6 protein-coding genes and 1 pseudogene are annotated in these 15480 nt (G+C 39.7%); all 7 read left to right on the top strand.

The features are described from left to right. Positions 1-652 precede the first annotated feature (652 nt). Positions 653-3811, top strand: coding sequence for a SusC/RagA family TonB-linked outer membrane protein (locus QVP67_RS03720; RefSeq protein ID WP_022162212.1), 3159 nt, complete (start codon positions 653-655; stop codon positions 3809-3811). Between the two features lie 11 nt (positions 3812-3822). Continuing rightward, positions 3823-5775 (top strand): RagB/SusD family nutrient uptake outer membrane protein, encoded by a 1953-nt coding sequence (locus tag QVP67_RS03715; protein WP_022162211.1) that lies wholly within the window; start codon positions 3823-3825, stop codon positions 5773-5775. Positions 5776-5828: 53 nt separating this feature from the next. Then, positions 5829-8693: a SusC/RagA family TonB-linked outer membrane protein gene (locus tag QVP67_RS03710; protein ID WP_022162210.1), complete on the top strand. Its 2865-nt coding sequence runs from the start codon at positions 5829-5831 to the stop codon at positions 8691-8693. Between the two features lie 17 nt (positions 8694-8710). Continuing rightward, complete coding sequence (locus QVP67_RS03705; protein WP_022162209.1) at positions 8711-10516, top strand: RagB/SusD family nutrient uptake outer membrane protein; 1806 nt, start codon at positions 8711-8713, stop codon at positions 10514-10516. Between the two features lie 32 nt (positions 10517-10548). Then, on the top strand, positions 10549-11586 hold the full coding sequence (locus QVP67_RS03700) for a DUF5627 domain-containing protein (protein ID WP_288179874.1): 1038 nt from the start codon (positions 10549-10551) through the stop codon (positions 11584-11586). Between the two features lie 47 nt (positions 11587-11633). Next, positions 11634-13799, top strand: coding sequence for an endo-1,4-beta-xylanase (locus QVP67_RS03695; RefSeq protein ID WP_022162207.1), 2166 nt, complete (start codon positions 11634-11636; stop codon positions 13797-13799). Between the two features lie 451 nt (positions 13800-14250). Beyond that, positions 14251-15480, top strand: a pseudogene (locus QVP67_RS03690) (glycoside hydrolase family 2 protein); the annotation flags it as partial.

Genomic DNA, 15480 nt, shown 5'->3' with positions numbered 1-15480 from the left:
GTGGCTCGTGAGCGACACTTGCATTCTATATTTGTATTGTTTGTCTGTTTAGTTTCGATTTTCTCCCCCTTTTATCTTTTTGCTTATTCAATACTTGCAGCTACTCCTCGGGAACGGATAATTTTGTTCCCTTCATATTTGCACGTACGTTACATTTATTTTTCTGTACGTTACATTTTCACATTTCCGTTTGCCGCTATACTTTTTTGTATGTCGTTAAAATCTGGACTTTTGTAGCATCTCTACAGCTTCAAAAATGATTTTTGTAAATCACTTATATATAGGATTTTATTATTTTTTACGTTACCTATTCGAAAGATAATGTTACATAATTTAAACTGCTATTAATACTAAAAAATATAATGTAACGTACATAAAAGAAAATGTAACAAGCGTGAATAATCGTTTAAAAATCATTTAATAGATTTGTGGCAGAAAAAAGAGCTTTGTATGGTTGAAGTGTGATTTCTGTAACAATATTATAGTAATCATCTTCATGTTCAGAGTAGCTCTTCAGGTGAATTATTTAATTATTAATAGTATTTAGCAATAACAATGTGATTATGGAAAAACACTATGATGATGGTTAGCATGCTGTTTGTAAGTAATAGCTGTAGAAAAATGAGAATGTAATTATTAACATCTTAAACTAATGGTAATGAAAAATGTAAGATTTAGTATTCAAAAAATTCCTTACCTGTTCCTTTTGATGCTTTTCAGTTGCGTTACAGCAATGGCCCAGCAGGGAATAACGGTGAAGGGAACCGTTTTCGACAGTACTGGTGAAACGGTTATTGGGGCTTCGGTCGTAGTTAAAGGTAATACATCAATAGGTACGATTTCAGATATAGACGGTAATTTTGTGTTGACCGTGCCCAGTGAAAACACTACTCTTGTAGTTTCGTTCGTAGGTATGAAGTCACAGGAAGTTAAGGCTACTTCAACTAATTTGATTAAAGTTACTTTGGAAGATGATTCACAACAGTTGGAAGAAGTAGTTGTGGTTGGCTATGGACAGCAGAAGAAAGCATCAGTGGTTGGAGCTATTACACAGACGACTGGTAAAGTTTTGGAACGTGCTGCTGGTGTGAGTGACATTGGAGCAGCATTAACAGGTAATTTGCCTGGTGTTGTGACTACTACAGGTACAGGTATGCCTGGTGAAGAAGATCCGAAAATAACTATCCGTGGTGCCAGTTCTTGGAATAATAATGAAGATCCTTTGGTGTTGGTTGATGGTATCGAGCGTCCTATGAGTTCGGTGGATATTACATCTGTACAATCTATTTCTGTATTGAAGGATGCTTCAGCTACTGCTGTTTATGGTGTAAAGGGTGCTAATGGTGTGATCTTGATTACTACTAAACGCGGTTCGGAAGGTAGTGCTAAAATTGATGTTGGTTTTAATGCAACTTTGAAGTCACCTTCTAAACTTCCTAATAAATATGATTCTTATGATGCTTTGATGTTTCGTAATGTCGCTATCGAGCATGAGTTAGCATTGACACCTCAGTCATGGGCTGACATTCGTCCTCAAGCTTTTATAGAGAATTATCGTAATCAGACTACAGTGGAGCAACGTGAACGTTATCCTAACGTTGATTGGCAGAAGGCTCTGTTTAAAGATAATACAATGTCTTACAATGCTAATATTAATATTAGCGGTGGTACAAAGTTTGTAAAGTATTTTGCTTCGGCTGATTATGTGCATGAAGGTGACCTTTTTCGTGTTTATGATAATGGGCGTGGTTATAATTCTGGTTATGGTTATGATCGTATTAATGTACGAAGCAATCTTGATTTTAATATAACAAAAACTACTGTGTTGAAAATTAATTTGGCTGGTTCGAATGGTATCCGTAAGGCTCCTTGGACTAATGCAAGTCAATCAGAATGGCAGATTGGGCAGCAATGGTCTGGAGTTTATAATATTCCACCTGATGTTTTTTTACCACAATATTCGGATGGAAGTTGGGGTATGTATCCGAAAGTATCAAATACAACTAACTCGGTGCAGAATATTTCTATTGGAGGTACCATGCAGACTACTTCGACTCGCATTAATACAGACTTTACTTTGGAACAAGATCTTTCGTTTATAACAAAAGGGCTCACAGCTCGTGCAACTATTTCATGGGATAACGAGTTTGTAGAAAACAACCGTGGTATTAACGATTTGAATAACGATTCTCAGTCTAAATGGATTGATCCTGAGACAGGTCAAGTAGTATGGAAGAATTCATATGATACTAATCAGGGATTTGACTGGACACAAGGGGTTAATTGGTCTACACAACCAGGTTCGGTGGATAACGGACAAACAGTACGTAATCTTTATTATCAGGCACAATTGAGTTGGGCACGCAGCTTTAATAGACACAATCTGACGGGGATGGGATTGTTTAGCCGTCAGGAGAATGCGCGAGGAAGTGTGATGCCTACCTATCGTGAGGATTGGGCATTCCGTGTGACCTATAATTGGGCAGACCGTTATTTTGTTGAGTATAATGGTGCTTATAACGGTTCTGAAAAATTCAGTCCTGAGAATCGTTTTGCATTTTTTAATTCTGGGGCAATAGGTTGGATGATTAGCGAAGAACCCTTTATGCGTTTTTTACGTGAAAAGCATATTCTTGATATGATGAAGATTCGTGCTTCTTATGGCGAGATTGGATCTGACCAGTTGGGTGATCCTTTCGATGAATCACGTCGTTGGTTGTATATGGATTCATGGAAATATGGTGGCCATACACGTATAGATTTGAATCATGCCGAGAGTATCTACACTTGGTGGTATGAGTCTGCTATCGGAAACGAGAACATCCAATGGGAAGTTGTAAAGAAACTGAACTTGGGTGTTGATTATTCATTCCTTGATGGCTTGTTTGCTGGTAGTTTGGAGTTCTTCCGTGATACTCGTTCTAATATATTTGTTTTTGGTGGTGATCGTTCTATACCTTCTTATTTTGGTGGAACCCCTCCTTCGATTAATAAAGGTAAGATTCGTACTACTGGTTATGAGTTAGAATTGCGTGTGAATAAAATGTTTGCTAATGGATTACGTCTTTGGGGTAACTTTAATATGACTCATGCTCGTAATAAAGTTCTTGTTAAAGATGATCAGGCATTACGTCCTGCTTATCAAAAAGCAGCAGGTCATAGTGTAAATCAGTATTATTCTTACATTGATGCAGGTTTTATTCAGAACTACGATCAATTATATGGTAGTCCAATTCACGATTCCAGTGATTCACAAAAGTTAGTGGGTGATTATTACATTGTAGATTATAATGGTGATGGTGTAATTGACAGTAAGGATTCGGTTCCTTGGGGCTATACGAGTGCACCTGAGAATACCTTCAATGCTACAGTAGGATTTGAATGGAAAGGATTTAGTGCTTTTGCTCAATTCTACGGTGTGACTAATGTTACTCGTGATGTGGGTCTTACCAGCTTGGCAAGCAATTTGAATACAGTATATGATACGGGTACCTGGTGGTCGAAGAACACGCCGGATGCAGATGTTGTAGTTCCTCGCTGGAATTCTAAGCCTACTTATTATGACGGTACGCAGTATTTGTATGATGGATCATATATACGTTTGAAAAATGTCGAGGTGGCATATACTTGGACCAAAGGATGGGTAAAGAAACTTGGCATTGATAACTTGAAAATCTACCTCAATGGTAACAATTTGTGGCTGTGGACTCGTATGCCTGATGACCGTGAAGCTAACCTTTCTGGTGCAGGTTATTTGGGTGCTTATCCTACCGTGAAACGTTATAACTTGGGTATCAAATTCACATTATAAGATTATATAAGATGAAAAGAAGATATACATATATATATACTGCACTTCTGTCGCTCGCATTGGGATGTGGCATGACTGCGTGTGAGGCTTATCTGGACAAAAGTCCTGAAGCTACAGTCAAACAAGAGGATGCCTTTAAGGATTTTCGTAATTTTCAAGGATTTGTTGAAGAAATCTATAATTGTATTCCTGATAAAGAAAAGTGTAACTATTGTACTTCCTGGAACTGGGGAGATGACGAACTTTTCAATTCGTTGGGTAATGCACATATGACTAATCAGGTTGATTTAGGGAATTTTCGTTCTTGGGAAACCAATGGACAGTGTTGGTTGAAAACTGGTACCAACAATCCTACTTCTACTGATAGTTTTCAACATTCTTTGTGGGGGCATGCTTGGTATTGTATTCGTAAGTGTAATATCGGTCTTGCTAATTTGGACAAAATGGTTGGTACGGAGGAAGAGCGTAACCTTATTGCTGGTCAGCTTTATTTTTTCCGTGCGTGGTGGCATTTTGAAATGATGGCATATTGGGGAGGTCTGCCTTATGTTGATCAAGTACTTGATGCAACTCAGGAACTTACTTTGCCTCGTCTGTCTTATCAGGAATGTGCTGATAAAGCGGCTGCTGATTTCCAACGTGCCGCAGAGTTACTTCCTATTGATTGGGATACAACTGCACCTGGTCTGGTTACGGTTGGAAAGAACCAGCTTCGTATCAATAAGATTATGGCATTAGGTTATCTTGGAAAGAATTATTTGTGGGCAGGTAGTCCGTTGATGAAGAATGGTGCACAGTTGGGTGGAACTCAAACCTATAATTATGATGAGGCATATTGTCAGAAAGCTGCTGAAGCATTTGGTGAATTGCTGAATTTGGTGGAAAGTGGACAAACACAGTACGCGTTGGCTGGGTATAATTATTCGAATATTTATGACCATGAAAAGAGTGGTAGTGGGACTTGTTTTTCAGATATATTTTATACTCGTCGTCAGAATTGGCAGATGCCTGGATCTGTAGAAGCTATTTTCCGTGGCCCATCAGGAAGTTCTGGCTCTGCCGATGGTAATAATACCAATTGGAATATGTCTAAGTTATGGGGACCGAAAGTTGCAGGTTTAGTAGAGCACGATGTTATCATTCATCTTCCGACCGCAAATTTGGTAGCTATGTACGGTATGGCCAATGGTTTGCCCTTAGATGATCCGAACTCAGGTTTTGATCCTACTCATCCTTTTAAAAACCGTGATCCACGTTTTTATCATGATATCGTGTTCGATGGTTTCCATTATGTGCTGGCTGAAGATAAACTGAATGATGCTCAGAAGCCATATGCTTACCTAAACCTTTCAAGTAGTGGTGGTGAGATGCGTTCTGACGACTTAGGTAGTCGTACTGGATATTTCTTCCAAAAGCTGATTCCCCATACTTGTAATGTAGGTGATAAGGAATATGATTGGGGTAGTGCTTTGCATTCATATCTTCCTTATATGCGTTTGGCTGATGTCTATCTGATGTATGCAGAATCTTGTGCTGCTTTTGGTGGTGCTTCGGGGAAGAGTTCTAATTTCTCTAAGACTGCACTTGATGCCGTGAATACCATTCGTGAACGTTGTGGAGCAGGTACTGTAGGCGATTCTTATGTTGCTGATAAAAATAAGTTTATGGACGAGATTCGTCGTGAACGTGCTGTTGAACTTTCAATGGAAGGCTTCCGCTTTAATGACCTACAACGCTGGTTATTACTTAGTGAATCGCCTTATACAGAGAAATATGCAGTGGAATTTGACCGTGTGGAAAGTGATGATTTCTATAAGAATAATGATCCTGCTGATGCTGAAGTGGCAAATTTCCGTCATGTCTTACTTGTAAAGCGTGTATTCGGAACAAAGCATTATTGGTTCCCATTTCCCGATGATGATGTTTATCTTTATCCCGAGTTTAATCAGAATCCGGGGTGGTAATGTGGAAATGAACTTGAAAAACACTATATGTATAATCATAAATGAGTAAACTAATGAAATATATACAAACTAGATTCATTCTCTGCGCCATGATTGTCGCTTCTCCGCTTTGGGCAGAAGCGCAGATTACTTTGGGGAATGAAACCGATTCATTGGCTATAGAACAAGATCAGATGGTACAGGTGGCTTTTCGAAAAGTAGCTCAAAAAGACCTGTTGGGTGGAGTTTCTGTTGTCAATATGGAGGAACTGACTGAAAAAAATTATAATACTTACAGTTTGGACAACATGCAAGGTTATGTAGGAGGTTGGAATGGTAATTCTCTTTGGGGCATGGATGCGGACAATGCAGGTTATTTGGTATTGGTCGATGGAGTACCTCGTGATGCCAATAATGTGATGCCTTCTGAAATTGCCCAGATTTCTTTTCTGAAGGGAGCGCAAGCTGTAGTGCTTTATGGTAGCAAAGCTGCCAAAGGGGCTATTTGTATTACTACCAAGCGTGGAAAGACAGAAGGGCTTGATGTAACTGTACGTGCTAATACAGGCTTTAATGTAGCTAAGAGTTTTCCTGAATATTTGGGCGCTGCTGAGTATATGACACTTTATAATGAAGCACGTACCAATGATGGGTTGGAGCCACGATATCGATATACGGATGTTCAGATTTATAATCATGCTTCTGGTTTGAATCCCTATCGTTATCCAGATATCAATTATTACTCGTCGGATTATGTAAAGAAAGCATATAATCGTTCTGAGGTAACTGCTGAAATCTCGGGCGGTGGTACACGGGCTCATTTTTACAGTAACGTAAGCTACTATCGTAACGGGGATTACTTAAATTTTGGTGAGGCAAAAAACAATATGACCGATCGTTTTAATGTGCGTGGTAATGTAGATGTCAATATCAATAGTTTTATCAACGCATATATTAACGCAAATGCAACTTTTTATAATTCAAAAAGTGCTAAAGGAGATTATTGGAGTGCCGCTGCGACTGCCCGTCCTAATTTCCCGGAATATGCAGCTCCGTTGATTCCGTTGGACATGATAGATCCAAATGCTACAGCGGCGTGGGAATTGTTGAGTACTTCGGGAAATATTATTGATGGTAAATATTTTTTAGGTGGTACACAAGCAAATCCAACCAACGCTTTTGCTGATGTTTACGCGGCAGGAAGCAGTAAGTGGACAAGCCGTCAATTCCAGTTTGATACAGGTGTGGATATTGATCTTAACAAATTGTTGAAAGGCCTTTCGTTCAAGGCTATGTTTGCAGTTGACTATGCCACCTCATATACGACTTCGTTTGACAACAATTATGCCATTTTTGTTCCTACTTGGTCTAATTACAATGGTAAAGATGTGATTGTAGGGTTGACCAAAGAGGGATTGGATGAACGTCCTGCCACGCAGAATATCAGTGGAAGTTCTGACAAACAGACAATTGCATTTACTGGTCAATTTAATTATCAGAATACATTCCATAAAGATCACAATGTGTCGGCAATGTTTATTGTTAATGGCTATCAACAGACTATTTCGGCGCAATATCATCGTATTAGCAATGCTAATCTGGCGTTGCAGGCAGGGTATAACTACAAGCAGCGTTACTATGCAGACTTTGGTGCTGCATTGATTCACTCGGCTAAGTTGGCTCCGGGTCATCGTAATGCATTATCACCTTCGTTGACTTTGGGATGGCGCTTGAGTGAGGAAGAATTTTTAAAAGATTCTCCTGTTGTAGATGATATGATGTTGAGCATTTCGGGTAGTATTTTGAATCAAGATATTGATTTGGTGGTAGACGGCAACGAATTTTATCTTTATGAAGGAGTTTGGACGCAGGCTGATGGCTATGGTTGGTATGATGGTTCTGCTGGAAAATATACATTTTCGACCAAGGGGCAGAATGATGACTTAAGTTTTATTAAGCGTAAGGAGTTGTCAGTTAATCTTCGTACTTCTTTGTGGAACAAATTAGTTACGGCAGATGCTTCATTTTTTATAAATTCAACAGAAGGTTATCCTATCATGAGTCCAACGTTCTATCCATCGTATCTGAGTACAGGTTACCCTGCTGCTTCATTTTTGCCGATATTGAATTATAATAATAATCGTCGTGTCGGTTTTGATTTCAGTGTGAATCTTAATCAACGTATTGGTGAAGTGGATTGGTCATTAGGTATATCTGGCACTTATTACGATACTAAAGCTACGAAGCATGATGAAATCTATGATGATGCATACCGTTATCGTGAGGGTAAACCTGTTGATGGTATATGGGGGTACCAAAGTGCCGGTCTGTTCCAAAGCCAAGAAGAAATTAACAGCTGGGCTGACCAATCTAAACTTGGACAAATTCGTCCTGGTGACATTAAGTATATTGATCAAAATGGTGATAATATTATCGATGAAAAAGATGAAGTTTATTTGGGTAAAGGTGGTTGGTATGGTTCACCCTTTACATTGGGTATTAACCTTACTGCTAAGTGGAAGGACTTTACTTTCTTTGCATTGGCTACCGGAGGTTTTGGAAGTTACGGTGTGAAAAATAGTTCTTACTATTGGGTAGATGGTGAAGACAAATATTCAGCTGTTGTACGTGATCGTTGGACAGAAGAAACTGCTGCTACCGCTACTTATCCACGTTTGTCTACACTTGATGCAAGTCAAAACTTCCGTACTTCGGATTTTTGGATGTATAAAGCTAACAGATTCGATTTAGCTAAAATTCAAGTTACTTACGATTTACCTAAGAAACTTTTGCGTGGTTCATTTGTTAAGGCGCTTTCAGCTTATGTTAGTGGAGCTAATCTGCTTACTATCTCTAAGGAACGTGAGCACATGGAATTGAATGTTGGTAGTGCTCCTCAAAGCAGATATTATAATATTGGTGTGAAAGCAGTATTTTAACCTAAAAAAAGAATGAGATGAAACTAAAAAATATTTTGTTATCTACAGCGCTTTTGGCTACTCTTTCAGCTTGTGAAGACATGTTTGAGCCTGCTCAAGAGAATAACCGTGGTATTGAAGAAATGTTTTCTGATCCTAATTATGCTTCGGGTTTATTGGGGTATGGCTATGCGATGCTTCCTTATGATAATTCTAGTGTAAGTGATGTGGCGACGGATGATGCGGTGACGAATGATTTGACTAGTAATTATTCGAAGATGGCACTTGGTGCTTGGTCTTCAAGTAACAATCCTATGGAACAATGGCAAGCTCGTCGGGCGACCATTCAGTATCTCAATACTTTTTTAAGTATTGTAGATCAAGTGCAATGGTCGGCTACAACATCTACTAATCAAATGTACATTGATAAATTACGCGGTGAAGCGTATGCATTGCGTGCGTTGAACAATTTTTATTTATTGCAAGCTCATGGTGGATGGACAGCAGATGGGCAGTTATTGGGTGTACCGATAGTATTTGAACCAGAAGATAAGGATTCTGAATTTAACTTGCCTCGTAATACTTTTAGCGATTGTGTAAACTATATTTTTGAGGATCTGGATAAAGCTATTGATCTTTTACCACTGGATTATGCCAATATTAGCAGTAATGCAGAACTGCCTGTTAAGTATCAACAGATTGGAGCTGAGATGGGGGGGTACAACCTCGTTTTCGGTACCTATCAGCGTGGGCGTATCACGAAGCGAATTGCTGAAGCTTTTAAAGCACAGGTAGCTTTATTGGCTGCTAGTCCCGCTTATCGTGATGGTTCAGGAGTAACTTCGGAGATGGCTGCTAACTATGCTGCTACTGTGCTCAATCGTATTGGGGGCATTAGTGGCATTGATCCGAGGGGAAATACTTGGTATATGAATACAGACGAATTGGACAACATGGGATCGGGTGAAGTGACTGCCGAAATTTTGTGGCGTGGGAATCGAACTAATGGTGATGCAGACTGGGACATGGGTATAACACAGGAGAAGAATAACTTTCCCCCCACTCTTTACGGAAGCGGGCGTATTAACCCTACACAGAATCTAGTCGATGCATTTCCTATGGCAAACGGTTTCCCAATTACTGATGTCAATAGCGGTTACTCGGCAAATAATCCTTATGCAAATCGTGATCCGCGTTTGACAGAATATATTCTTTATAATGAGAGTGAATACAAGGGAAAGAAGATTATTACTGGGTTGTATGCTGATAGTGAGAATAAAACAGACGATGGATTGAATCGTATCGGTACGTCTACTCGTACAGGTTATTATTTGCGCAAGTTGTTACGCGAAGATTGTAGTGCTGATCCAAGCTCGCTCAATACTAAATATCATTTCCCTGTGCGTATTCGTTACACTGAAATTTTCTTGGCTTATGCCGAAGCAGCTAACGATGCTTGGGGACCTACTGGAAATGGAGGAAACACTTATAGTGCTTATGATGTTATCAAGGCTTTACGCGCTCGTGCTGGTGTAGGAACTGATAATGGTGATGCTTATCTGGAAAGTATTAAAAACGACAAGGATAAGATGACAGAACTGATTCGTAACGAACGTCGTATTGAATTGTGCTTTGAAAACAAACGTTTTTGGGATATCCGTCGCTGGAATTTACCACTCAATGAAACAGCTAAGGGTGTACGTATTGAACAAGGAAACAATGGTTTGATTTACACATTGATTGATGTGGAAATTCGTAACTATCAAGACTATATGCATTATGGGCCTATACCCTATTCGGAAATGTTGAAGTGGGATAATCTACAACAGAATAAGGGTTGGTAAAGATGTTGAATTTTAAAATGCAGATAATGAAAATGAAAATAAATAGAGTTATATCACTGATGATGTCGGGTGCATTGGCGTTTTTCTTTTCTGCCTGTGAAAATGCGGACAGAACGTTTCCCGACTATGAAGGAGGTACAAGTGTATATTTTGCATATCAATATCCGGTACGTACCATTGTGCTGGGTAATGATGAAATAGTGGATAATACGCTTGATAATCAGCATAAGTGTGCCATCTATGCTACTATGGGGGGAGCTTACGGTGGACGAGATATTACTGTCGACATTGCTGTGGACAACACACTGTGTGATAATCTGACTTTCGAGGATGGTTCCCCAGTGTTACCCATGCCGGAGAACTATTATCAGCTGGGTGGTAACCAAATTAAGTATAATGGAGATCATTGGGGATGTGTTGAAGTGCAACTTACAGATGCTTTTTTTGCAGACGAGAAAGCTTTAAGTAATAATTATGTAATTCCTGTAGTGATGAAAAGTCAGACGGGGGCAGATCGTATTCTGACTGGTACTCCGCTGATTGAAGGTGATCAACCCGTACGTACCAATTCTGCTTATTGGAGTGTGAAACCGATGGACTATGTTCTTTATTGTGTGAAGTATATGAATCCTTGGCATGGTTCTTATCTACGTCGTGGTGTAGATCAGATTAATGTTGATGGTGTGACGAGTACAAATATCCGTCATGAGCAATATGTGGAAAAGGATGAAGTGTGTGGTGTCACTACCCGATCGCTTACTACTGCCGTTTTTCCAGTTACTATACAAGATAACAATGGTGTCGCTGTAACATGTGACTTGTTGCTGACCTTTAATGGCAATGAATGTACTATTGTTTCTGGTACTGATGGACTTAAAGCTTCTGGAACCGGAAAGTTTGTGGAAGATGGAGAAAAAAAATCATGGGGGAATAAAGATCGTGATGCCATCTATTTGGATTATCAGATAGACTATGGTTTTAAACAGGTTGCTACCAAAGATACATTGGTGTTGCAAACTCGTGGTACCAATAAGTTAGAGGTATTTACTCCTAATTATAATGCTAACTAGTTATCTTTTGGATAAAAGAAAGTTTTTATATTTAATTGTATGCTAGTATGAAAAACAAATCTTTATTAATAAATTCATTGGCAATCTTGTCTTTGTTCACTGCTTGTGCTGACGATGCAATTGTTGACTTACGCACTGAAAAACCGGCAAGTATTGTTCAGTATGAATATTTGAATGCCTACGATGTTTTGAAAACGTATGTAGACCGTTCTGTGAATCCTAATTTTAAGTTGGGAATTGCGTTGGGGGCTAACGATTTTATGGCAGGTACGCAGGTGCGTAGTTTGGCCGTTTCCAATTTCGATGAAATGACAGCTGGTAATGAAATGAAATATGCTTCCTGTGTATCAGATAATGGTGCGATGAATTTTTCCACAGTTTCGAATTTTGTAACAGCTGCTCAAACAGCCGGTATGACTATTTACGGACATACATTGGCATGGCATTCCCAGCAGAATAACAAGTATCTGAATTCATTACTTGCGGATAAAGAAGTTGAAGGAGATGGTAGCGTTACTAATAAATATGCTTATCAGTCAGACTTTGAGGATGGTAATCCAATAGGTGGTTGGGGCAATAATTCTACACGTGAAGTGGTAGATGGAGGACCAGATGGATCGAAATGCTTAAAAATGAATAATCCAAGTGCGGTTAATCCTTGGGAAGCTCAGGCTGCGATTGATGTATCTTTTGAAGGTGGTCAGGTTTATTTCTTGAGTTTTAAAGTTAAAGGTAGTATTGAAGGGTCTATTAGTGCAGCTTTTCAACATAGTGCTGATTATAGTGGCAAAGGAGATTTCCCTTCTATGAATATTACAACGGATTGGACTGAAGTTTTAGTTTCTACTACTGCACAAGATGGAGCTGACCGTTTTCTTTTTAATTATGGAGCTTATGCAGGTTCTATCTATATAGATGATTTGTCAATTTATTATGAAAGTAATAGTGGTGAGGTTTCTATTCCTGTACCTGTTATTGAGGATGATTATTCTAGCGGAAATCCAATTGGTGGATGGGGAGCAGGATTAACTATGTCTGTGGCTGATGGGGTTTGTGTCGTTGAGAATACTTCTGCTGCACAATCTTGGGAAAAACAATTATGTTATGAGGTAACTACGCCTTTTACTAATGGTACGGTTTATTTTTTACGTCTTAAAATTAAGGGTACACAAGATAATAGTATTGGAGTTAGTTTCCAAAATCCTGATGGATATATCGGTTGTGGTGATTTCCCTGCTTTGAATGTAACTACTGATTGGCAAGAACTAACAGTTTCTACGGTTTGTACAGGAGAAGGTGCAACGCGCTTATTGTTCAATGTAGGTGCCTATGAAGGAACTTTGTATTTGGACGATATATGTTTGTACTATGAGAAATCTGCGAATGCTATACCTCTAACTCCTGAAGAGAAGAAAGATACCCTTACTTGGGCTATGGACAACTGGATTAGGGGGATGATGGAAGCTACTGGCGGTTATGTGACAACTTGGGAAGCCGTAAATGAACCAATCTCTGGTGCCGATTCCGATGGAGATGGTTATTATGATCTGCAATCAGCATCAAACGGGGATGCCTCTGCTAACTTCTATTGGCAAGATTATCTGGGTAACGAAGATTACGTACGTATCGTAGTCGCTAAAGCCCGTCAATACTTCCAGGAATATGGTGGCAATCCTTCCGACTTGAAGCTCTTTATCAACGATTACAATCTGGAATCGTGGTGGGACGGCAATAAGAAGGCTAAGAGTCTGGTGCATTGGATTGAGACTTGGGAGTCTGATGGTGTGACAAAGATTGATGGTATCGGTACGCAGATGCACGTTAGTTACATCTTGAACGAGGCTGATCAGAAGGCTCAGGAAGATGCAATTGTTAACATGTTCCAAATATTGGCTGCCAGCGGCAAACTGATTAAGATCTCGGAATTGGATATGGGTATTTGTGAAAAAACTTTTGCAACAGGGCTCAAAACCGAGGAGGTAACTTTTGAGCAACAACAAAAAATGGCAGAGTTCTATACATTCATTATCCGCAAATATTTTGAGATTATTCCTGTCGAACAACAGTATGGCATTACTCAGTGGTGTGCTACTGACAGTAAGGATGAAAAGAATGTTTGGAGACAAGGAGAGCCTGTGGGCCTTTGGGATTTGAACTACAATCGTAAGCCGACTTATGAAGGATTCCTGAAAGGTTTATCTGGAGAAGAATAACACAAGTTTTATTTGATAAGAGTTAAGGGAAATTCTTTCGTTTTGAAATTTGAAAGATTAATTACTTCTTATAATAGCCTGCATTATCTGCGAAGATAGTGCAGGTTTTTTTATTACTAATCGGCAAATGATTTTTTCTATGATACAATTTATTTTCTTCCCCTATTATCCACAATATTTTCCCCAGTTAGCTCTTCGTACTGCAACAGTTAATGCAGTAACGCTGCATAATTGGTGTAGCAACACTGTAACAGTTAGTGCAGTCGAAGTGCATAGTTGGCAAAAAAACGATGTGCAATAAGCAAATCGGATACTGAATAACCATAATTTAATCAATTTTTGCTTGTGATGTTACGTGAACGAAAGTCTATGTAACATATCAATAAGGTCTGTTCGCTAAAAAGGAACTATATTTGTAACAACAGAAATTTTTTATAACCGTTTTTTTATTATGAAGAACTATAAAACGCTATTACTACTATTTTTCCTTTTGGCTTTGCCATTATATGTGGGGGGAACTGTTACGTCAGAACGAACTTCGGAGAAGGGACGTGAGACAACGTTGTTGAATCGCTTATGGAAATATAAGCAGGGAGATGTGGCGGGTGCGGCTCAGCCACAATATAACGATGCCGATTGGGAACCTATCGGATTGCCTCATTCGTTCAGCATCCCTTATTTTCTATCGAAAGATTTTTATGTAGGCTATGGCTGGTATAGGAAACACCTTCAGCTGGAAAGAGAAGACTTGGCGAAGCGGCTTTTTCTGGAATTCGATGGCGTTTTTCAGGAAGCAGAAGTTTATGTCAATGGACGGTTGGCTGGAAGCCATGCAGGTGGATATACAGGATTCAGTATCGACTTTACTCCGTATGCAATGGAGGGAGACAATGTGATAGCCGTCAGAGTGAATAATCTTTGGCAAGCTACCCTGGCTCCACGGGGTGGTGAGCATGTGTTTAGTGGAGGTATTTATCGGAATGTCCGTTTGGTGAAAAAACATCCGGTTCATTTGGATTGGTACGGTACGGCTGTTACTACTCCGACGCTGGAGAAGAATGCTGGTAAATCGTCGTCAGTAAGGGTAAAAGCTTGTGTGAAGAACACTGATGACCGAATGGGAGACTATACCTTATATATAATAGTAAAGGACTCTTTGGGACAGAAGGTTGCAGAGTGCTCAAAAACGAAACGCATTGAGGCTGGCAAGGAGACGCTTTATGACGTACAAACTCCGGAAATAGTTTCTCCGGCTCTTTGGTCTCCGGCTTCTCCAGCTCTTTATACATTGGTCAGCAAGTTGTATGACGGTAAACGCTTGCTGGATTCGGAAGAAATCACGTTTGGTTTCCGATGGTTTAAGTGGACTTCGGATAAGGGATTTTTCCTGAATGGGGAGCATTATTATTTCAGAGGAGCAAATGTACACCAGGATCAGGCTGGATGGGGTGATGCTGTGACCGATGCTGCAGCCCGTAGGGATGTGCGGTTGATGAAAGAAGCGGGTTTTGATATGATTCGTGGTTCACACTATCCGCATTCTCCGGCTTTCACGGATGCTTGCGACCGTGAAGGCATGTTGTTCTGGTCTGAAGCTCCTTTCTGGAGTACAGCAGGTCCGAAGGTAGACGGTGGGTGGACAGCCGGAGCTTATCCGCTGAATGCAGCCGATACGGCGGGG

The organism is Bacteroides sp. CAG:633 (genome assembly GCF_000435115.1).
Lineage (GTDB): Bacteria > Bacteroidota > Bacteroidia > Bacteroidales > Bacteroidaceae > Bacteroides > Bacteroides ndongoniae.
This window is presented reverse-complemented; position numbering and strand designations above follow the sequence as displayed.